Below are 20,094 nucleotides of genomic sequence, written 5' to 3' on the forward strand. Positions count from 1 at the left end.
GCTGATCGGGCCAAACGCCAAACGATCAAACGACCGAGAACAAAGCGGCGCCATCCGGCGCCGCCTTGCTCTTACTTGGTGAGGATGAAGCCCTTGAGCTTGCCGAAAGCCTGGTCCAGCAGCGACTTCTGCTGCTCCTGGTGCAGGTGGGCATAGCCGCAAGCCGGCGAAGCCGAGGCGGGGCGACCCGCGTAGCCCAGCTTCTGGCCTTCGTTCATGTTTTCATGCACATAGTGCTGAACGAAGAACCAAGCGCCTTGGTTTTGCGGCTCGTCTTGGCACCACACCAACTCGGTCGCACCGGGATACTTCTTGATCTCGGCGGCGAAAGCCTTGTGCGGGAAGGGATACAGCTGCTCGACGCGGATGATGGCCACGTCGCTGGCCTTCTTCTCCTCGCGCTTGCGCACCAGGTCGTAATAGACCTTGCCCGAGCAAACAACCACGCGCTTGACCTTGTCGGCGCTGATCGCAGCATCCTGCTCACCGATGACGGTGCGGAACTCACCCTTGGTGAACTCGGTCAGTGCCGAGGTCGCATCCTTGGCACGCAGCAGGCTCTTCGGTGTCATGATCACCAAAGGCTTGCGGAACATGCGCAGCATCTGACGACGCAGAACGTGGAAGATCTGGCTGGCCGTGGTCGGCTGCACGATCTGCATATTGTTGTCAGCAGCCAGCTGCATGAAGCGCTCCAGGCGCGCCGAGCTGTGCTCAGGGCCTTGGCCTTCATAGCCGTGCGGCAACATCATCACCAAGCCGTTGGAACGGCCCCACTTCACTTCGCCGGAAGCGATGAACTGGTCGATCACCACTTGGGCGCCGTTGACGAAGTCGCCGAACTGCGCTTCCCAGATCGTCAGCGTATTGGGTTCAGCAGCGGCATAGCCGTACTCGAAGCCCAAGACCGCCTCTTCGCTGAGGATGGAGTCGATCACCACGAATGGAGCCTGACCTTCGGCCACGTTCTGCAGCGGAATGTAGGCGCCTTCGTCCCAGTTGGTCCGGTTCTGGTCGTGAATGACGGCGTGACGGTGGGTGAAGGTACCGCGGCCCGCGTCTTCGCCCGACAGGCGGATCGGATAGCCGCTGGCCACCAGCGAGGCGAAAGCCATGCTCTCACCCATGCCCCAGTCCACATTGATCTCACCACGGCCCATCGCGGCGCGATCGGCGTAGAGCTTTTGCACCAGGTTGTGAGCGACCAGGTCCTTGGGCAGCGTGGTCAGCTTGTCGGCCAGGCGCTTCCACTCGGAAACCGGCAGCGCGGTGTCGCAGCTGTCGGTCCACTTCTTGCCGAGGAAAGGCGACCAGTCGGTGGCGTACTTGCTCTTGAAGTTGGTCAGCACCGGATCGACCGTGTGACGGCCTTCGTCCATGGCAGCGCGGTAGGCCTTGATCATTTGATCGGCACCGGCAGCATCGACCACGTTTTGCGCAGCCAGCTTGTCGGCATAGACCTTGCGGGTGCCGGGGTGAGCCGCGATCTTCTTGTACATCAGTGGCTGGGTCAGCGAGGGGGTGTCCTGCTCGTTGTGGCCCAGCTTGCGGAAGCAGACGATGTCCAGCACCACGTCCTTGCGGAACTCGGCGCGGTAGTCCATGGCCAGTTGCATGGCCCACACAACCGCTTCTGGATCATCACCGTTGACGTGCAGCACCGGCGCTTCGATCATCTTGACGACGTCCGAGCAATAGGCGGTGGAGCGCAGATCGCGCGGATCGCTGGTCGTGAAACCGATCTGGTTGTTGATGACGATGTGCACCGTGCCGCCGGTGCCGTAGCCACGGGTCTGGGCCATGCACAGGGTTTCCTGCACCACGCCCTGACCACCGAAGGCGGCGTCGCCGTGCACCAGCACGGGCAGCACTTGGCTACCGATCTTGTCACCGCGGCGCTCTTGGCGAGCGCGGACGCTGCCCTCGACCACCGGGTTAACGATCTCCAGGTGCGAAGGGTTGAAGGACAGCGACAGGTGAACCGGGCCGCCCTTGGTCGACACATCGGAGCTGAAGCCTTGGTGGTACTTGACGTCACCGGCCGGCAGATCTTCGGCGGCCTTGTGTTCGAACTCAGCGAACAGGTCGGCAGGCATCTTGCCCAGGGTGTTGACCAGCACGTTCAGGCGGCCGCGGTGGGCCATGCCGATGACGATTTCTTGCACGCCGCGTTGGCCGGCGCGCTGGATCAGTTCGTCCATGGCGGCGATGAAGCTCTCACCACCTTCCAGCGAGAAGCGCTTCTGGCCGACGTACTTGGTGTGCAGATAGCGCTCCAGGCCTTCGGCCGCGGTCAGGCGGTCAAGGATGTGGCGCTTTTCTTCTGCGGTGAAGGTGGGCTTGCCGCGGGCCTTTTCCAGGCGCTCTTGCCACCAGCGCTTTTCGCCGGGGTCGGTGCAGTGCATGAACTCGGAACCGACCGAGCTGCAATAGGTTTCGCGCAGCGCTTGGACGATTTGACGCAAGCTCATCGTCTCGCCACCGAAATAGGTGTTGGAGGCCGAGAAGCTGATGTCCATATCGGACTCGGTCAGGTCGTAGAACGACGGGTCGAGTTCGGGAATCTTGGGGCGTTCAGCGCGCTTGAGCGGATCCAGCTCAGCCCAGCGATTGCCCAGGAAGCGATAGGCCGCGATCAGGCTTTGCACATGCACTTGCTTGCGGGCCACGGCCAAATCGGCGCTGGAGGCCTTGTTCGCAAAGGCATTGGCCTTGGCACGCTGGGCGAAGGATTCGATCACCGGGGCATGAGCCACGTCGCGACCGTCACCACCATCGGTGGCCGGCACATGCTGGAGCGCGTCGAAATACGAACGCCAGTTGTCGGGCACGGAACCCGGGTTGTCGAGGTAGGCCTCGTACATCTCTTCGACGTAAGGGGCATTGCCCCCGAACAGGTATGAATTTGACCTGTGTTGCTGCATCATCTTCGCTCACCTCTAACCCCGGCTTCCAGGGCATTGGCTGGTTGAGAAACCTTCCGCGACACGGCTCGACCGGTTGGCGGATTGCGACCCGCCTTCGCTGTTGCCAGAAAAGGGGACGGGAAGGACCTAAGTCTTAAAAACAACTGGCACTTTAGCACTGTTGACATATTGCGGCATACGCGACTCTACGCAGACCTGAGCCCATATCGGACCCGAGGGGGCTATTCTGAAGCGCTTGCTGCCACGTGTGGGCTTAATTTCCGCTGTCAGATTGAGGTAATTGTCTTGACCTATGCCAATGTGCGAGGGGCGGCCTGAACGCATCGCGGAGCAGATTGCCGCACATTGCCCTTGCGCCTCGACCAACACCTTCAGCCCCACCGTCGCGGCGGGTTTGCCCGCAACCAAGGTGGCAGGGATAACCTAAACTCGCCGCCTGATTCTCTCCAGCCGCAGGAAGCCTGATGCAAGTTCAAGTCGTTGATTACCGCGCCCCCGATGCCGCCCAAAAATTCACCCAGTCGCTGCACGACACGGGTTTCGGGGTGCTGGTCAATCACCCCATTCAGCAGACCCTGGTGGAAAAGATCTACGCCGATTGGCTGAACTTTTTCAACGGTGACGAGAAGCTGGCCTTCCCCTTCTCTAAAGAAAAGCAAGACGGCTACTTCTCCACCGAGATTTCCGAGACAGCCAAGGGCAGCAGCCTGAAGGACATCAAGGAATACTTCCACATCTACCCCTGGGGCCGCATTCCGGAAAGCCTCAAAGCCGATGCGCTGCAGTATTACAGCGAGGCCAATGCCCTGGCCGGCGAGTTGCTGAGCTGGGTCGAGCGTTACACCCCGCCCGAAATTGCCAAGCACTATCGCGAGCCGCTCTCCCAGATGATTGAAGGCAGCCAGCAAACCCTGCTGCGGGTGCTGCGCTACCCGCCGCTGACCGGCCAAGAGCCGGCCGGCGCCCTGCGCGCCGCCGCGCACGGCGACATCAACTTGCTGACCATCCTGCCGGCCGCCAACGAGCCGGGCCTGCAGGTGCAAAACATGGACGGCGCTTGGTTCGACGTACCCTGCGACTTCGGCATGCTGATCATCAATATCGGCGACATGCTGGAAGAAGCCTCGCAAGGCTATTACCCCAGCACCCAGCACCGGGTGGTGAACCCCACCGGCGAGGGCGCCACCCGCAGCCGCGTCTCGCTGCCGCTGTTTCTGCACCCGCGCAATGAAGTGGTGCTGTCGGACCGCCACACGGCCCACAGCTATTTGCAAGAGCGGCTGCGCGAGTTGGGCGTCAAGACTTAAGCGAGGGCGCCGCTGGGCCACGCTGTCATCCACATCCACCCCGAGGCGCCGCCCAAGCCGGCCCTCGGTGCCGCCTGCAATGGCTGCGGCCTGTGTTGCCTGAGCGAGCCCTGCCCCATCGGCATGCTGGTGAGCCGGCGCCGCCACGGCGCTTGCAGCGCTCTGCGTTGGTCAGATGAATCAAGCCGCTATGTCTGCGGCATGTTGCTCGCACCCGGCGAGGTGCTGGGCTGGCGCCCGCAAGGCTGGCCCAACCGCCACCTGGCACCCTGGCTGGCGCGGCGCAGCCGGCGCTGGATTGCCGCCGGCATTGGCTGCGATGCCGACTTGCAGGCCGAGACCGCCGCCGAGCTCCGCAAAGACTGAGGCTGCCGCAGAGCGCCCAGACGAGGCGAGCACTGCGGGCAATCCTCTAGCCAATCCGCTGGCGGCCAGGGCTAGCATCGCGGCACCCCGGCCAACCATGCAAGGCAGAAGATGCAGTCCACCCTGGTCCGCCCACGATTCCTGGCGCAAGCGCTGCTGGCCTTGGCCGCCACTTTGTCCTTGCCCGGCCAAGCCGCCAATCTGCGCTGGGCCGCACAGAACGACATCCTGACCCTGGACCCGCATTCGCAGAATCACACCACCACCATCGCGGTGCTGATGCATGCCTATGAAGGACTGACGCGCTACAACGAGAAATATCAAATTGAGCCGGCGCTGGCGACGAAGTGGACAGCCATCAGCCCGACCCAGATCCGCTTCGAGCTGCGCCAGGGCGTCAAGTTTCACGACGGCTCGCCCTTCACCGCCGATGACGTGGTGTTCAGCTTCGGCCGCATCATGCAGCCGCAGGGCACGCTGCAAATCTATGTGGCCGGCATCAAGGAAGTGAAGAAGATCGACAACTACACCGTCGACTTCATTCTGAGCGCGCCGCAGCCCATCTTGCTGCGCAGCATCATCGACTTCCGCATCATGAGCAAGACCTGGGCCGAGAAGAACAAGGCCCTCAACACCCAGGACTACAAGTCCAAGGAAGACAGCTTCGCGGCCCGCAACGTCAACGGCACCGGCCCCTACAAAATCACCAGCTGGCAGCCGGATCAGAAAATCAGCATGGTCGCCAACAAGGACTGGTGGGACCAGACGCGCAGCAATGTCACCGAACTGAGCTATCTGCCGATCAAGAGCGACGCCACCCGCGTGGCCGCCCTGCTCTCCGGCGACGTAGATCTGCTCACCGACCTGCCCACCCAAGACGTGGCCCGGCTGCGCGCCGACCCCAAGCTCAAGCTGATGGAAGGCCCCGAGGTTCGCACCATCTTCTTCGTCATGGATCAAGGCAGTGAGGAACTCAAAGGCGCCAGCGTCAAAGGCAAGAACCCCTTCAAAGACCGGCGCGTGCGTGAGGCGATGAGTGTGGCCATCGACCGTGAAGCCATCAAGCGCAGCATCATGCGCGGCCTGTCGATTCCGGCCGGCATCATGGTGGCGCCAGGCGTCAATGGCAACACGCCCGATCTGGACGTGCCGCTCAAGGCGGATGCCGACAAGGCCCGCAAGCTGCTGGCCGAGGCCGGCTACCCGGAAGGCTTCGAGGTCCCGCTGAACTGCCCCAATAACCGCTACATCAATGACGAGGCGATCTGCCAGGCGGTGGTGGCGATGTGGGCACGCGTCGGCATCAAGGCGAATATGGTCGCCCAGCCCTTCTCCCAGCACAGCCAGACCTTTCAGCGCTTTGAAGCACCGCTCTTCCTGCTGGGCTGGGGCGTGGCCACCTACGACGCGCAGTTCACCCTGCAGTCCTTGGCGCGCACCAAGACCAGCGGAGCGGATGGCAACTTCAACTTCGCCAAGCTCAGCGATGCAACGATGGACCGGCTGGTCGACGCGATGAAGGTCGAGCCCGACCTCAGCAAGCGCAACGCCATGATCCGCGAGGCCTTGCAGCGCATTCGTGATGAGAGCTTGTTCATCCCCATCCACCACCAAGTTCGCCCCTGGGCCATGCGCGCCAATGTTGACACCACGCATCGCTCGGACGACCGACCCGAAGCCCGCTTCACCACGCTCAAGTAATCAGCTGCATCATCAGCATCTTCATCAACCCGAGGAGGCCCGTCTTGAAATTCAAACCAGTCACCGCCCACGCCTTATTGCTCAGCGTGGCCGCACTCTGCGGCGGGTTCAGCAGCCAGCTTGTGCAGGCCTCACCGCTGCGCTGGGCCGCGCAGAACGATATCCAGACCTTGGACCCCCACGCGCAGAACCACGCCACCACCAACACCATTGCCGGCTTTGCCTACGAAGGCCTGACCCGCTACAGCGACAAATTCCAACCCGAACCGGCCCTGGCCACCAAGTGGACCCAAGTCAGCCCCACCCAAGTGCGCTTCGAGCTGCGCCGCGGTGTCAAGTTCCATGACGGCACGCCCTTCACCGCCGACGATGTGCTGTTCAGCTTTTCCCGCATCCGCCAGCCGCAGGCCAATTTGCAGATCTTTGTCAGCGGCATCAAGGAGATCAAGAAGATCGACGACTACACCGTCGACCTGCTGCTGGACGGGCCTAACCCCATCCTGCTGCGCAATCTGGTCTTCTTCCGCATCATGAGCAAGAGCTGGGCGGAGAAGAACAAGGCCATCAACACCCAGGACTACAAGGCCAAGGAAGACACCTACGCCTCCCGCAATGCCATGGGCACCGGCCCCTACAAGATCACCGGCTGGCAGCCCGATCAGAAGATCAGCTTGGTCGCCAACAAAGACTGGTGGGACAAGCCCAGCGGCAATATCAGCGAGATCAGCTATTTGCCCATCAAGAGCGACGCCACCCGAGTGGCTGCCTTGCTCTCCGGCGACCTTGATCTGCTAACCGACCTGCCCACGCAAGACGTGGCCAAGCTCAAGGCCGACCCCAAGCTCAAGGTACTGGACGGCAATGAGAACCGCACCATCTTCATCGCCATGGACGAGGGCAGCGAAGAACTGAAGGGCAGCAATGTCAAAGGCAAGAACCCCTTCAAAGACAAGCGAGTGCGCGAAGCGCTGAACCTGGCCATCGACCGCGAAGCCATCAAGCGCAGCCTGATGCGGGGCCTATCCATGCCGGCAGCCATCATGGTAGCGCCGGGGGTGAATGGCCACACGGCCGATATCGACCAGCCGCTCAAGGTTGATCTCGACAAGGCCAAGAAGCTGCTGGCCGAGGCCGGCTACCCGAGCGGCTTTGAAGTGCCGCTGAACTGCCCGAACGACCGCTACGTCAATGACGAAGAAATCTGCCAGGCGGTGGTGGCGATGTGGAGCAAGGTCGGCATCAAGGCCAAGCTCAGCACCAGCCCGATGTCGCAGCACTCGCAGCTGCTGCAGCGCATGGATTCACCGCTGTATTTGTACGGCTGGGGCGTCAACACTTTCGACGCCCAGTACACCTTGCAAGACATCGTCCACACCAAGACCAGCGGCGCCGACGGCAAGGGCAACTACGCCCGCGTTAGCGATGCCAAGCTCGACGCCCTGGTGCAGGCCATGAAGGTGGAAAGCGATCAAACTAAGCGTAACGCCATGATCCGCGAGGCCTTGTTGCGGGTGCGGGACGAATATCTGTTCATCCCCATCCACCACCAAGTGCGCCCTTGGGCCATGCGCAGCAATGTGGACACACCGCATCGCGCCGACGACAGGCCTGAGCCGCGCTGGACCACGATTCGCTGAGTCGGTCATTCAAGCGGCACGCGGGGCTCGGCGGCAGCGCCGGTCCTGAGCGAATCCCACGGGCCTGATTTCAGGCCCGCTCACCCTGCAACTGGGCCCGCAGGGCCGAGGGCGTGAGCCCATACCAGCGGCGCACCGTGCGCGCGAAGTTAGAGGCATCTTCAAAACCCAGCTGGGCGGCGATGGCCTCGATGGGATGCGCGGTATTGCGCAGCTGCCACAGCGCCTGCTCCTGGCGCACGGCGTCCAGCAGGGCTTGAAAACTCTGGCCCTCGCTGCGCAGGCGGCGGATCAGGGTGCGCGCCGAGACGTGGCAGGCCTTGGCCACCTCATCCAGGGCCTGAAAGTGCTCGCCCTCCCGCCGCAAACGCATCTGCGCTTGCACTCTCTGCGACCAATGGCCCAGATGCTGCCCCGCCAAGCGCAGGGCTTGTTCGCAGTCCTGACTGGCTTGCTCGAAGACCTTGGCATCGGCCGTCAGGCAAGGCAAGCGCAGCTGGGCCGGGCTGAAATGCAGGGCCAGATGACTGGCCGAGAACTGCAGCTGCGCATCGCCGCAAACCTGCAGATACGGGGCGAGCTGGGCCGGCGCCGGCAGCGGAACATCCACTCGCAGGCCGCTGGGCCGCAGACCCACCACCGAGTCAATCAAGCGCAGCGCGGTGCCCAAGGCCATGTCCAGCACAAAGCCGCGCGCCGCGCCAAGATCGAGTCTTTCGTGAACGCGAAGGGTGGCGCCCACATCACAGTTGCCGCCCGATCCCTCCGGCGGCTCATGCAGCTCGAAATCAAAGCGCAGCAAGCTATTGCGCAAGCTGGCGTAGCGGCAGGCCGTGGCCAGCGCCTGCGCTAGATCGCGGCTGGCCACTACGGCATAACCCATCGCGCCATGGGCGGAAAGCTGGGCCATCTGCCCCAGCGCCAAGCCGAGATTGGGCTGCTGGCTGACCTGCAAAGCGGTTCTCACCAAGGCCTGGACGACGCGGTAGTCCAGCATCTGCTCGCGGGTGGATAACTGCTCCCAGCTCAGGCCCGCTTGATCCAGCACCGCATCCAGATCGCCGCCCAGGCTACGCACCAGCACGCAAAGCAAGCGGGCATAAGTGGGGTGAACCAGGGCGTCTGATGGGGCTGGCGACACATGCATCTTGGCACTTTATGACGAGACCCTGCCACTTGCTACGGTGTTTGCCCCGGCTGCCCCGCGCCACACTGGCGCCTCCCAACAAGCACAAATCCAGGAGACAGCCATGCCAACAACGATTGCGGTCAGCCCGCCCTACCGCGACCCCAAACGCTATGCCTGGCTGCTCAGCCTGGCGGTGCCCAGCTCAGTGCTGCTGGGGCCAGGCCTGCTGCTGCTGACCGGTCAGGTCTGGACCTTGTGGTTGCCGGTGTTGATGCTTTACGGGCTGATGCCTCTGCTCGATTTGGCGCTGGGCCTGGACACCAGCAATCCCCCCGAAGACGCGGTGCCGGCCCTGCAGGCCGACCCCTTCTATCGCCGCGTCACCTATGCCTTGGCGCCGATTCTGTGGGCCTCGTTTGTGTTCTGCGTCTGGTTTGTGGCCACGCATCCGCTGCCCTGGTATGGCCTGCTGGCCATGGTCATCATCGCTGGCTCGGTGGGCGGCTTTTGCATCAATCTGGGCCATGAGCTGGGCCACAAGCCGACCGCGCTGGAGCGCTGGCTGGCCAAGATCGTGCTGGCGCCCTCGGGCTACGGCCACTTCTTCATCGAGCACAACCGCGGCCACCACCGCGACGTAGCCACGCCGCTGGACCCCGCCTCTTCCCGCATGGGGGAAAGCATTTACCGCTTTGTGCTGCGCGAGATGCCGGGGGCCGCACGCCGCGCCTGGGTGCTGGAATCCACCCGCCTGCGCAAGGCTGGGTTGCCGGTGTGGTCCTTGCAAAACGAAATCTTGCAGCCCGCCCTGATCACTGTGGCCCTGTGGACCGCCCTGGTCTTGTGGCTGGGCCCGCAAGTCTTGCCCTTCATTTTGGCCACGGCCTTCTGGGCGAACTTTCAGCTGACCTCGGCCAACTACATCGAGCACTACGGCCTGCTGCGCGCGCAACGACCCGACGGCCGCTACGAGCCCACCCAGCCCCATCACTCCTGGAACAGCAATCACTTGCTGTCCAACTGGGCCACCTTCCATCTGCAGCGGCACTCGGACCACCACGCCCACCCTTTGCGGCGCTATCAGGCCCTGCGGCATTTCGACAATCTGCCGCAACTGCCCAATGGCTACTTCGGCATGTTCAGCGTGGCCTACCTACCGCCTCTGTGGTTCAAAGTGATGGACCAGCGTTTGCTGGACAGTGTGGGCCGCGACCCGCAACGCATCAACTTTGAGCCCAGCCAGCGCGAGCGCTTGATGCGCAAGCACGGGCTGGTTGGAGGGGCTTGATCAGCCCAGGCTGAGGCGGCGCCGCGCCGCCTGGTACTCGCTCACCAAACGAGCCACCAGCTCGGCAGCGGGTTGCACCTTGTCGATGGCGCCAATGCCTTGGCCGCAACCCCAGATGTCCTTCCATGCTTTTTTGGAGTCGCCGCCGAAGTTCATCTTGCTCGGGTCGCTCTCGGGCAAGTTGTCGGGGTCCATGCCGGCATTGACGATGGAGCCGCGCAGATAGTTGCCGTGCACGCCGGTGAAGAGGTTGCTATAGACAATGTCGTCGCTATTGCTCTCAACAATCATCTGCTTATAGCCCTCGGCCGCGCGCGCTTCATCGGTGGCAATGAAGGCCGAGCCGATGTAAGCGAAGTCAGCCCCCATGGCCTGAGCCGCCAGCACCGCGTCGCCCGAAGCGATCGAGCCCGACAGCGCCAGCGGGCCGTCAAACCATTGACGGATTTCCTGGATCAGGGCGAAGGGGCTCTTCACACCAGCATGGCCGCCTGCACCGGCGGCGACGGCGATCAGGCCATCGGCGCCCTTCTCAATCGCCTTCTTGGCGAACTTGTTGTTGATGATGTCGTGCAGCACGATGCCGCCCCAGGCGTGCACGGCCTGGTTGACATCCTCACGCGCGCCCAGCGAAGTGATGATGATGGGCACCTTGTACTTGGCGCAAACGGCCAGGTCATGCTCCAGGCGGTCATTGCTCTTATGCACGATCTGGTTGATCGCGAAAGGCGCCGCCGGCTTGTCCGGGTTGGCCTTGTTGTAAGCGGCCAGCTCGGTGGTGATTTCATTGAGCCATTCGTCCAGCAGTTCAGCCGGGCGGGCATTGAGCGAAGGCATAGAGCCGATCACACCGGCCTTGCACTGCGCGATTACCAGCTTGGGGTTGCTGATGATGAACAGGGGCGAGCCGATGATGGGCAGGGGAGCGTTTTGCAGAATGGGAGGCAGGGCCACGAAAGTCTCCAAATGTCTTTTGTTGTGCGGGATGGAACGAAGGCGGTGGCGAGGCCACTGAACTGAATCAGCGGCCCCACCACCCGCCGAATCAGAACGCGTCCAGAGCCAGGGCGGTGACGCTGTCGGCGCCTTCCACGATGGCGTCACGCAGGCCACCGGCACGGGTCAGAATGTGCTCGGCGTAGAAGCGCGCGGTAGCAACCTTGGCGCTCATGAAGGCCGCGTCTTCACCGGCGGCCAGCTTGTCCTCAGCCACCATCAAGGCGCGGGCCAGCTGCCAGCCGGCGACCAGATTGCCGGCCAGCATCAGATAAGGCACCGAGCCGGCATAGGCCGCATTCGGATTGCCCTTGCCTTGAGCGGCGATGAAGTCCACCGAGTCCAGATAGGCCTGGCGCGCGGCGCTCAGGCGCTTGAGCATGGCCTTGGCGGCCGCACTGTCGCGCTTGGCTAGCAGGCTTTCAGTCGCCTCGATATTGGCGGCGAAGGCGCGAGCCATCTGGCCGCCATCACGGCTGGTCTTGCGACCCACCAGGTCATTGGCCTGAATGGCAGTGGTGCCTTCGTAAATGGTCAGGATCTTGGCATCGCGGTAATGCTGGGCAGCACCCGTTTCCTCGATGAAGCCCATGCCGCCATGAATTTGCACGCCCAGGTCGGTGACCTCCAAGCTCATCTCGGTGCTATAGCCCTTGACCAGCGGGACCATGAATTCGTAGAAGGCCTGATTCTGCTTGCGCGTCTCAGCGTCCGGATGATGGTGAGCGGCGTCATAGGCCGATGCGGCCACGCTGGCCATGGCGCGGCAGCCTTCGGTCAGCGAGCGCATGGTCATCAGCATGCGGCGCACATCGGGGTGATGAATGATGGCGGCGCTGCCGGCCACCGAGCCATCGACCGGGCGGCTTTGCACGCGGTCGCGGGCATAAGACACGGCTTTTTGATAGGCGCGCTCGGCGATCGCGATGCCTTGCACGCCCACGCCAAAGCGGGCCGCGTTCATCATGATGAACATGTACTCCAGGCCACGGTTTTCTTGGCCGATCAGCGTACCGATGGCGCCACCGTGGTCGCCGAACTGCAGCACAGCCGTAGGGCTGGCCTTGATGCCCATCTTGTGCTCGATCGACACGCAATGCGCATCATTGCGCGCGCCCAGCGAGCCATCGGCATTGACCAGGAACTTGGGCACGATGAAGAGGCTGATGCCCTTCACGCCTTCCGGCGCACCGGCCACACGGGCCAGCACCAGATGGATGATGTTCTCGGCCATATCGTGATCACCGTAGGTGATGAAGATCTTGGTGCCGAAAATCTTGTAGGTGCCGTCGGGCTGAGGCTCGGCGCGGGTGCGCACCAGGGCCAGATCGGAGCCGGCCTGGGGCTCGGTCAGATTCATGGTGCCGGTCCAGCTGCCGTCGATCAGCTTGGGGATGAAGGTGTTGCGCTGCTCATCGCTGCCGGCCGTCAGCAAGGCCTCGATGGCGCCGTCGGTCAGCAAAGGGCACAGGGCGAAGCTGATGCTGGCACTGTTCATCATCTCGCCGCAGGCGGCGCCAATGGTCTTGGGCATGCCCTGGCCGCCAAAGGCCGTGGGGTGCTGCAGGCCTTGCCAACCGCCTTCGGCGAACTGGCGGAAGGCTTCCTTGAAGCCGGGCGTGGTGTACACCTGGCCATCCTTCAGGTAGGAGGGGTTCTTATCGCTCTCGAAGTTCAGCGGGGCGATGATGTCTTCATTGATCTTGGCGCACTCTTCCAACACGGCTTGGGCGGTGTCGATGTCGAAGTCGGCAAACTCAGGGATCTTGTTGAGGGCTTGCAGGCCGGCGAGCTCCTGCATATTGAAGAGCATGTCTTTGACGGGGGCGCGGTAAGGCATAAATTGCTCCAGAGCGAAGTGAGGGCAAAACAAAGGCGCCGCGACCGTGAAGTCGGGCGCCTGTTGAAATCAAGCGTTAGGCGAGCGCAGTGCTCAGAGGCTGTTCACCAGCTCGGGCACGGCTGCGAACAGGTCGGCTTCCAAGCTGTAGTCGGCCACGCTGAAGATCGGCGCTTCGGCGTCCTTGTTGATGGCGACGATGACCTTGGAGTCCTTCATGCCGGCCAAGTGCTGGATCGCGCCGCTGATGCCGCAAGCGATGTAGAGCTGCGGGGCGACGATCTTGCCGGTCTGGCCGACTTGCCAGTCGTTGGGGGCATAACCCGCATCGACAGCGGCGCGCGAGGCACCCAGTGCGGCACCCAGCTTGTCAGCCAGCGGCGTGAGCACTTCCATGAACTTCTCGTTCGAGCCCATGGCGCGGCCACCGGAGACGATGATCTTGGCGGCGGTCAGCTCGGGGCGGTCGTTCTTGGCAATCTCGCGGCTGCCGAAGACGGAACGGCCACTGTCGGCCGCAGCCGCCAGCGTTTCCACGGCGGCGCTGCCGCCGCTAGCGGCTGCGGCATCAAAGCCGGTGGTGCGCACGGTCAGCACCTTGGTGGCGTCGGCGCTTTGCACGGTGGCGATGGCGTTGCCGGCGTAGATCGGGCGCTCAAAGGTGTCAGCGCTGATGACCTTGGTCACGTCGCTGAGCTGAGCCACGTCCAACAAGGCAGCGACGCGCGGCGCCACATTCTTGCCCGAGGCTGTGGAAGGGAACAGGATGTGGCTGTAGCCACCGGCCACGGCCAGCACCTGGGCGGCGAGGTTTTCAGCCAGGCCATCGGCCAGCTGGGCGGCATCGGCGTGCAAGACCTTGCTCACACCTGCGATTTGCGCGGCAGCAGCAGCGGCAGCAGCGGCATTGTGGCCGGCGACCAGCACATGCACATCAGCGCCGCAAGCCAGGGCGGCCGTGACGGTGTTGAGGGTTGCGCCCTTGATGGAGGCGTTGTCGTGTTCGGCAATAACGAGAGCGGTCATTCAGAAATCTCCAAATCTTGTGCGTGCGTAGCACCTAGTCAGTTGGGGACAGAGCTACTCGCGGGTACGCTCGGGCGATCTGTCCCGCAAGGCCATTAAATGACCTTGGCCTCGTTCTTCAGCTTGTCCACCAGCGTGGCCACATCGGCCACCTTGATGCCGGCGCTGCGCTTGGGCGGCTCTTCGACCTTGAGGGTCTTGATGCGCGGGGTAACGTCCACACCCAGATCGGCGGGCTTGACGATGTCCAGCTGCTTCTTCTTGGCCTTCATGATGTTGGGCAGTGTGACGTAGCGCGGCTCGTTGAGGCGCAGGTCGGTGGTGACCACAGCGGGCAGAGTCAGCTTGACGACTTCCAGGCCACCGTCCACTTCGCGGGTCACGGCTGCCACGCCATCGGCCACTTCCACCTTGCTGGCGAAAGTACCTTGGGGCATGCCGGTCAGCGCAGCCAGCATCTGGCCGGTCTGGTTGCAATCGTCGTCGATCGCTTGCTTGCCCAGGATCACCAGGCCGGGTTGCTCTTTGTCCACCAGGGCCTTGAGCAGCTTGGCCACGGCCAGGGGCTGCAGTTCGGCATCGGTTTCGACCAGGATGGCACGGTCAGCGCCGATGGCCATGGCGGTGCGCAGAGTTTCCTGGCACTGCGCGACACCGCAAGACACCGCGATCACCTCGGTGACCACGCCCTTTTCCTTCAGGCGCACGGCTTCTTCGATGGCGATTTCATCAAAGGGGTTCATCGACATCTTGACATTGGCGATGTCAACGCCTGTGCCGTCGCTCTTGACGCGCACCTTGACGTTGTAATCGACCACTCGTTTGACAGGAACCAGAACCTTCATCGAAGTACTCCAAGGCTAATTGACGTTAACGTTAACCAGATTCTACGGGCGGCGCGGCCAAATCAGCGGCGCGGCCAAAAAGAAAAAGCACGATCGTTCTATTTTAGACATGATTTCCAGCCAGACCGGGCGAGAAAGTTAGACTGCGGCGCTCAATGAATTCACTCGCCCCCCTGCCCACCCCTTCTGGCAGCGCTTCTGCCAGCCCCTGCATCGGCGTGTTCGACTCCGGCGTGGGCGGCCTGACCGTCTTGCGCGAGTTGCACCGCGTGCTGCCGGGCGTGCCCCTGCACTATGTGGCGGACAGCGCCAACGCGCCCTACGGCCAGCGCACGCCCGAATTCATCATCCAGCGCTGCTTGGTGCTGACCGAGCATTTGCACCAGGCCGGCGCCCAAGTGCTGGTGCTGGCCTGCAATACGGCAACCGCACACGCGATCAGCGCACTGCGCCAGCGCTGGCCTGATTTGCCCATCGTGGGCACCGAACCCGGCATCAAACCGGCCGTGGCCGCCAGCCGAAACGGCCGCATCGGCGTGATGGCCACCACCAGCACCATCAGCAGCGCACGCTATCGCGGCTTGATCGAGCGCCATGCCGGCACGGCACAGGTGCACAGCCAAGCCTGCCCGGGCCTGGTCGATTTGATTGAAACGGGCGAGTTGGACTCGCCCGCACTGAGCCGCCTGCTGCGCGAGTTGTGCTTGCCACTGCAGCAAGCCGGTGTGGACACCGTGTTGATGGGCTGCACCCATTACCCGCTGATCCAAGCGCAAATTCAGGCCGTGCTCGGCCCCCAGGTGCAATTGCTCAATATCGAGACCGCCGTGGCCCAGCAGGCCGCACGCCTGTGGGGCGAGTTGAAGCTGCCCGCGACAGCGGCCGAGATGGTGCTGGAAACCACCGGCGACGCCGCCGCGCTGAGCAGCTTTGTGCAGCGCGCCTTGGGCTGGCAACTCCAAGCCAGGTCACTGTCAATCTGAGTCGGCACGCCATTTGGCAGCGCCGCCATTGCTGACGCAAAGCTACTTCACCTCGCGCGCCAGCTTGAGCATCTGTGAGCTCAACACCAAGCCGCGCCGCTTGGCCTCGGTGTGGTTGATGCGAAAAGCCAGGCCATTGGGCTCGGCCACCAAAGCTATCACCGCGCCATTGCGAAAGGCCTCGGCACTCTCCCCCACCACCAAAACCGGCTCATTGGCCAAGGCCGTCTGCCAGCGCAGCAAGTCGGCCCGCCCACTGAAACCCAAGAGCAAGAGCTGGCAGCCGCCCAGTTGCTGCGGATCGCTCAAATAGCGCATGCGCACACTGGCCACGCCATGCGCTTTCAGGGTGAGAGCTTGCATGGCCTCTTGCATGGCCAAATTGCCGGCCACGCAGTAAGTGAACTCACTCACCGGCGGTGGCGGCCATTGGGTGAACTGGGCAAAGCGATAGACAAACGCGGCCCGCAACTGCGCGTCTTCTTGCGCAGGGCCGGATGCGGGGTTCGCAGCGGCAACATCGCTCGGCATGGCCAAGCCTGCCAAAGCGGCCAGCGACAGCAAGCACATCAAGGCCGCCCTCATGAACCTAGCCTCCAACTCACACTGAGTTGAACGGTACGCCCTTCTTGCTTAATTGCCGGGGCAGCCGATGCGGGGCGATCCAGATAGCGTGTGGCGCCCAAGTTGTAGACGCCCAGGCTGACGTCCACATCCAGGCGCGGCCGCCACAGCAGATTGAGGTTGTTCAGCAAATAGCCCGGCAGCTCCTGGAAGGCAGTGCTGCGGCGACTCATGGCATAGGCCTGCCAAGACAGTTGCAGCGCGTCGCCCGCCAAAGGCTGGCTGTAGAACAGCTTGAACAAGGCGCTGGGCGAATTGCTCAAGCCCGCGCCGTCCTGGTCCCGTGTGCGCTGCAAAGACAGGCCAAGCCGCAAACTGGCCCCTTGATCCCAGCGCCGCTCCAGATCCAACTCGCTACCGATATTGCGCAGCCGACCGCGGTTCTCGTACACAGGCAAGTCCACCTGATTGAGCTCCATCAGGTTCGACAAGCGCGAGGCGTAAAGCGCAGCGCGGTACTGCAGCTGCGGCGTCAGCGCCTGCTCCCAGGAGGCCTCGTAGGTCTTGATCTGCTCGGGTACCGGCGTAGACACGCCCAATGCACTATTCAAGGAGAACTCGTTCAGATTCGCGGCCCTGAAGGCGCCGCCGTACATCAGACGCAAGGTGGCATCCGGCACGCCATTCCAGACCCAGGCCAGCCTGGGATTGAGCTTGGGCTCAGCCACATGCGAGGTGTCACGCCGCAAGCCCAAGATCAAGCGCTGCGAGGCGCTCAGCTGCCACTCATCCTGGATGAACACCCCGACGCGCCGGTTGATGCCATAGAACTCTTGAAAGGGCGGATCACCCTCTAGGCCCTGTGAGATGCGCATCAAGGCATCGTCTTGCAACTCCAAGCCAGCCATCACTGTGTGATCAGCCCAGCGCCGCGTACTGAGGCGCAGATCCCAGTTGGACCAGCGACCACGCGCCGTCGTTCCGAAGTAAGCCCGTTGCTGCGTCTGCGGGAATATCAAGGGGTAGCGCTCTTGATACTTGCTGTTCTTGAGCGAAACGCTGGCAAACAGATCCCAGTCCAGGCTCAGGCTGCGCTCATGGCTGAGGGAGACAAAGTTGTTGTCACTGAGCAGATAGCCCTGATCAAGCAAGTCGGGGTTCTGCACGGATACCTGAACAGGCACGCCCTGGGTCAAGCTTGTCGCGCCGCCTCGCATGGCCCAGCCGCCGGCATTGAAACTCACTAGCAGCCGTTTGGCCCGATTCCAGAGGTGATCACGCAACTCGCCTTCCAAGGGGTCGGGCGTCTCAAGCGCTTCGAAGGGATAGGGCCGCCGATCCTGCTTGGTGCCGCTCAGCGCCAGCCAGCCTTCCCAGCCGGCCTCTGAGCGATGCCCCCAACTCGCGCGCAGATGCTGCACGCCAAGCGAATCAATGCTCGCGCGAGTCTCCACACCCGCCATTTTGTCGGACCGTTTGGTGATGACGTTGATCACGCCCAAGAAGGCGTTGTTGCCATACAGGGCCGAGCCGGGGCCGGGTGCAAACTCCACCCGCTCAATCAAATCAGCATCGACAAAAAACTCGTCGCTGATGAGCGCGGCGTCGTAGACGTTTTCATTGATGCGCATGCCGTCAATCAGGAACAACAAGCGCGTATTCAGATCGCCCGGCCGCCCCAAGCCGCGCGCGCCCACATAGCTGAAGCCGTTGTCCTTGGTGACGTACAGGCCCGGCATGGCACGCAAGATGTCGGACATATTGCGATAGCCAAAGCGCGCGATATCACCCCCCGTGACCACATAGGTCGTGGTCGGTGCTTGTGCGGCGCTTTGCGTGAAGCGCGCTGCGGTGCTGACTTCGACGTCACGCGGCACCTGCTTGAGCGGCTGCCGCAGCAGCTCTTCCAGGCCCGGGTCGGCGTCAAGCGGCTTGGCGGAGCCGGCACGCTCCTGGGACTGGACCTGAGCACTGGATGCCCAGGCCCAGAACAGCGCAAGCACTAAGTGCCGCAAACCGCTACGAAGGGCGCAGCTGCTAGGAAGCACACTACTGACGCGACGCATGAGAAGCCCTGCGATAGGTGTTCTTGCCCGCGCGTTTTGCCGCGTACATGGCCACGTCCGCCGCGCTCAACAAATTGGGCGCATCGACTTCATCGACCGGACAAAAAGCCAGCCCCACCGTGGCGCCGATGGGCATCAAGTGCCCATCAATGATCATGGGCTCGCGAATCGCGGCAATCAGGCGCAAGGCCAGTTGCTCGGCGGCGGCTTCGTCCGGCAGGCTGGGCAGAATCAAGGCAAATTCATCACCCCCCAAGCGGCACAGGACATCGCCAGTGCGCAAGACCTTACTCATACGGGCCGCGACTTCGCGCAGCACTTCGTCGCCGGCATCATGCCCATGTTTGTCGTTGACGGTTTTGAAGTTATCCAGGTCGATGAACATCAGCGCCATCAACAAGACCTCCTGACAGCTGGTGGCCACATGGCGCTGCAAGGCCGACTGGAAGTACAAGCGATTCGGCAGCTGGGTCAGGCTGTCCCGGTGGGCCAGTTGCTCGAACTCCTGACCCACTTTTTGCTCTTGGCGCAGCTGTTGATTCAGCTCCGCCTGGCCGATCTCCACCCGCTTGAGCATCTGATTGAAGCGCTCACTCAAGCGCCCCACTTCATCGAAGCGATGCACTTTGGCGCGCTGGCTGTAGTCTTGGCTAATCGACACCCGCTCGGCCAAATCCGACAGCTCGACGATGGGCGCCAGCGCTTTGCTCTGCACCCATCGCAAGAGCCATGCGGCAATGAAGATCGCCAGGCCAATCAGCACCGCCCCCAGCCCAGCCATGCGCATGACGGCCAGCTGCACTTGCTCCAGCCCCTCTTGCAAATGGAGCCAGCCAATCAATTCGCCCTTGAGTTTGATGGCGACCCAGACATCCACAAACTCCAGATGCATCTGGCGGGCCACGCCCGCCTGAGCTAATGATGGTGGCTGGGCCTGAATTGCTGGTGGCGACTTGTCAGAATCTGCGGGCCATTGGGCGAAGACCTCGCGGCCTACCGTGGCCACTTGAGCCATGCGCCATTCGCTGCGTTTGGAAAAAGCCTGCAACTCGGCGGCGGCGGCCATCTGGTCTTCAAAAACCAGCATGGGCGCCAAGCTATTGGCCAGCAACTGGGCACTGCGCTCGGCGGCTTGCGCCTGCAATTCTCGGGCAGCCAGCAATGAAGCACCGGCGATCAAGGCAAAGGTCAGCAGCATGGTGATGCTCAAGACCTGCAGGTTCAAGCGCGTCAGACGCAAGACCAGCGAGTCAGCCTCTGGCGTGCCAGCGATCATCTGGCCTTCAGCGACAAGCAAGCCGGTGCGATCGGGTTTCAAGGCCTGTTCTTGAGTCACAGCGGATGGAGCTCGCGCCCAAAAGCCCGAGCAACCCTCCCCTTGAGGGCTGCATACCGCTATTTCTATCATGCCCGGCCGCT

The 20,094-nt window shown here is 62.8% G+C and carries 15 protein-coding genes; 6 read left to right on the forward strand and 9 right to left on the reverse strand.

Going from position 1 to position 20,094, the window contains the following annotated elements; all coding sequences use genetic code 11:
- Positions 1–71 precede the first annotated feature (71 nt).
- Positions 72–2,927, reverse strand: a complete 2,856-nt coding sequence (locus AABB87_RS14345; protein WP_341971853.1) for a 2-oxoglutarate dehydrogenase E1 component — start codon at positions 2,925–2,927, stop codon at positions 72–74.
- A gap of 464 nt (positions 2,928–3,391) precedes the next feature.
- Between AABB87_RS14345 and AABB87_RS14350 the strand changes: the two genes are divergently transcribed.
- The 4 genes from AABB87_RS14350 (at position 3,392) to AABB87_RS14365 (ending at position 7,938) form a co-directional block, all read left to right on the forward strand.
- Positions 3,392–4,234: a 2OG-Fe(II) oxygenase family protein gene (locus AABB87_RS14350; RefSeq protein ID WP_341971854.1), complete on the forward strand. Its 843-nt coding sequence runs from the start codon at positions 3,392–3,394 to the stop codon at positions 4,232–4,234.
- A 201-nt stretch (positions 4,235–4,435) separates the two neighbouring features.
- Positions 4,436–4,600 (forward strand): hypothetical protein, encoded by a 165-nt coding sequence (locus AABB87_RS23105; RefSeq protein ID WP_445944870.1) that lies wholly within the window; start codon positions 4,436–4,438, stop codon positions 4,598–4,600.
- A gap of 111 nt (positions 4,601–4,711) precedes the next feature.
- Positions 4,712–6,301 (forward strand): ABC transporter substrate-binding protein, encoded by a 1,590-nt coding sequence (locus AABB87_RS14360; protein ID WP_341971855.1) that lies wholly within the window; start codon positions 4,712–4,714, stop codon positions 6,299–6,301.
- A 44-nt stretch (positions 6,302–6,345) separates the two neighbouring features.
- Entirely contained in the window at positions 6,346–7,938 is a 1,593-nt protein-coding gene (locus AABB87_RS14365; RefSeq protein WP_341971856.1) for an ABC transporter substrate-binding protein, read from the forward strand.
- A gap of 70 nt (positions 7,939–8,008) precedes the next feature.
- Here AABB87_RS14365 and AABB87_RS14370 read toward each other — a convergent pair whose 3' ends face one another.
- A complete protein-coding gene (locus tag AABB87_RS14370) occupies positions 8,009–9,085 on the reverse strand; it encodes an AraC family transcriptional regulator (protein ID WP_341971857.1) in 1,077 nt (358 codons plus the stop codon).
- Between the two features lie 103 nt (positions 9,086–9,188).
- Here AABB87_RS14370 and AABB87_RS14375 point away from each other — a divergent pair, with 103 nt between their 5' ends.
- The gene (locus AABB87_RS14375; protein ID WP_341971858.1) at positions 9,189–10,355 is read left to right on the forward strand and encodes an alkane 1-monooxygenase; all 1,167 of its coding nucleotides are present in this window, start codon (positions 9,189–9,191) and stop codon (positions 10,353–10,355) included.
- Here the strand turns inward: AABB87_RS14375 and AABB87_RS14380 are convergent, their stop codons facing one another.
- From AABB87_RS14380 to AABB87_RS14395, 4 genes are all read right to left on the reverse strand, one after another.
- Positions 10,356–11,309, reverse strand: a complete 954-nt coding sequence (locus tag AABB87_RS14380; RefSeq protein ID WP_058722303.1) for an NAD(P)H-dependent flavin oxidoreductase — start codon at positions 11,307–11,309, stop codon at positions 10,356–10,358.
- Positions 11,310–11,400: 91 nt separating this feature from the next.
- Positions 11,401–13,191: an acyl-CoA dehydrogenase gene (locus AABB87_RS14385; RefSeq protein WP_341971859.1), complete on the reverse strand. Its 1,791-nt coding sequence runs from the start codon at positions 13,189–13,191 to the stop codon at positions 11,401–11,403.
- A gap of 93 nt (positions 13,192–13,284) precedes the next feature.
- Positions 13,285–14,217: an electron transfer flavoprotein subunit alpha/FixB family protein gene (locus AABB87_RS14390; RefSeq protein WP_341971860.1), complete on the reverse strand. Its 933-nt coding sequence runs from the start codon at positions 14,215–14,217 to the stop codon at positions 13,285–13,287.
- Positions 14,218–14,312: 95 nt separating this feature from the next.
- On the reverse strand, positions 14,313–15,062 hold the full coding sequence (locus tag AABB87_RS14395; RefSeq protein ID WP_341971861.1) for an electron transfer flavoprotein subunit beta/FixA family protein: 750 nt from the start codon (positions 15,060–15,062) through the stop codon (positions 14,313–14,315).
- A gap of 155 nt (positions 15,063–15,217) precedes the next feature.
- Here AABB87_RS14395 and murI point away from each other — a divergent pair, with 155 nt between their 5' ends.
- Positions 15,218–16,045, forward strand: coding sequence for a glutamate racemase (gene murI, locus AABB87_RS14400; RefSeq protein ID WP_341971862.1), 828 nt, complete (start codon positions 15,218–15,220; stop codon positions 16,043–16,045).
- Between the two features lie 42 nt (positions 16,046–16,087).
- Here murI and AABB87_RS14405 read toward each other — a convergent pair whose 3' ends face one another.
- From AABB87_RS14405 to AABB87_RS14415, 3 genes are read right to left on the reverse strand one after another with little or no spacing between them, the layout of a single operon-like run.
- Entirely contained in the window at positions 16,088–16,630 is a 543-nt protein-coding gene (locus AABB87_RS14405) for a YfiR family protein (RefSeq protein ID WP_341971863.1), read from the reverse strand.
- On the reverse strand, positions 16,627–18,612 hold the full coding sequence (locus AABB87_RS14410) for a TonB-dependent receptor plug domain-containing protein (RefSeq protein ID WP_341971864.1): 1,986 nt from the start codon (positions 18,610–18,612) through the stop codon (positions 16,627–16,629). The genes AABB87_RS14405 and AABB87_RS14410 overlap by 4 nt, the downstream gene beginning before the upstream one ends.
- Before the next feature lie 46 nt (positions 18,613–18,658).
- The gene (locus AABB87_RS14415) at positions 18,659–19,993 is read right to left on the reverse strand and encodes a diguanylate cyclase domain-containing protein (protein WP_341971865.1); all 1,335 of its coding nucleotides are present in this window, start codon (positions 19,991–19,993) and stop codon (positions 18,659–18,661) included.
- Between the last annotated feature and the right edge of the window lie 101 nt (positions 19,994–20,094).

Source organism: Roseateles sp. PN1 (assembly GCF_038419725.1).
Taxonomy (GTDB): Bacteria; Pseudomonadota; Gammaproteobacteria; order Burkholderiales; family Burkholderiaceae_C; genus Paucibacter_A.

Excerpts from the sequence above, each read along its gene's own strand:
- AABB87_RS14385 (WP_341971859.1), bottom strand. The coding sequence starts at position 13,191 with ATGCCTTACCGCGCCCCCGTCAAAGACATGCTCTTCAATATGCAGGAG.
- AABB87_RS23105 (WP_445944870.1), top strand. The coding sequence starts at position 4,436 with ATGTTGCTCGCACCCGGCGAGGTGCTGGGCTGGCGCCCGCAAGGCTGG.
- AABB87_RS14370 (WP_341971857.1), bottom strand. The coding sequence starts at position 9,085 with ATGCATGTGTCGCCAGCCCCATCAGACGCCCTGGTTCACCCCACTTAT.
- murI (WP_341971862.1), top strand. The coding sequence starts at position 15,218 with ATGAATTCACTCGCCCCCCTGCCCACCCCTTCTGGCAGCGCTTCTGCC.
- AABB87_RS14360 (WP_341971855.1), top strand. The coding sequence starts at position 4,712 with ATGCAGTCCACCCTGGTCCGCCCACGATTCCTGGCGCAAGCGCTGCTG.
- AABB87_RS14345 (WP_341971853.1), bottom strand. The coding sequence starts at position 2,927 with ATGATGCAGCAACACAGGTCAAATTCATACCTGTTCGGGGGCAATGCC.
- AABB87_RS14405 (WP_341971863.1), bottom strand. The coding sequence starts at position 16,630 with ATGAGGGCGGCCTTGATGTGCTTGCTGTCGCTGGCCGCTTTGGCAGGC.
- AABB87_RS14375 (WP_341971858.1), top strand. The coding sequence starts at position 9,189 with ATGCCAACAACGATTGCGGTCAGCCCGCCCTACCGCGACCCCAAACGC.
- AABB87_RS14350 (WP_341971854.1), top strand. The coding sequence starts at position 3,392 with ATGCAAGTTCAAGTCGTTGATTACCGCGCCCCCGATGCCGCCCAAAAA.
- AABB87_RS14390 (WP_341971860.1), bottom strand. The coding sequence starts at position 14,217 with ATGACCGCTCTCGTTATTGCCGAACACGACAACGCCTCCATCAAGGGC.
- AABB87_RS14395 (WP_341971861.1), bottom strand. The coding sequence starts at position 15,062 with ATGAAGGTTCTGGTTCCTGTCAAACGAGTGGTCGATTACAACGTCAAG.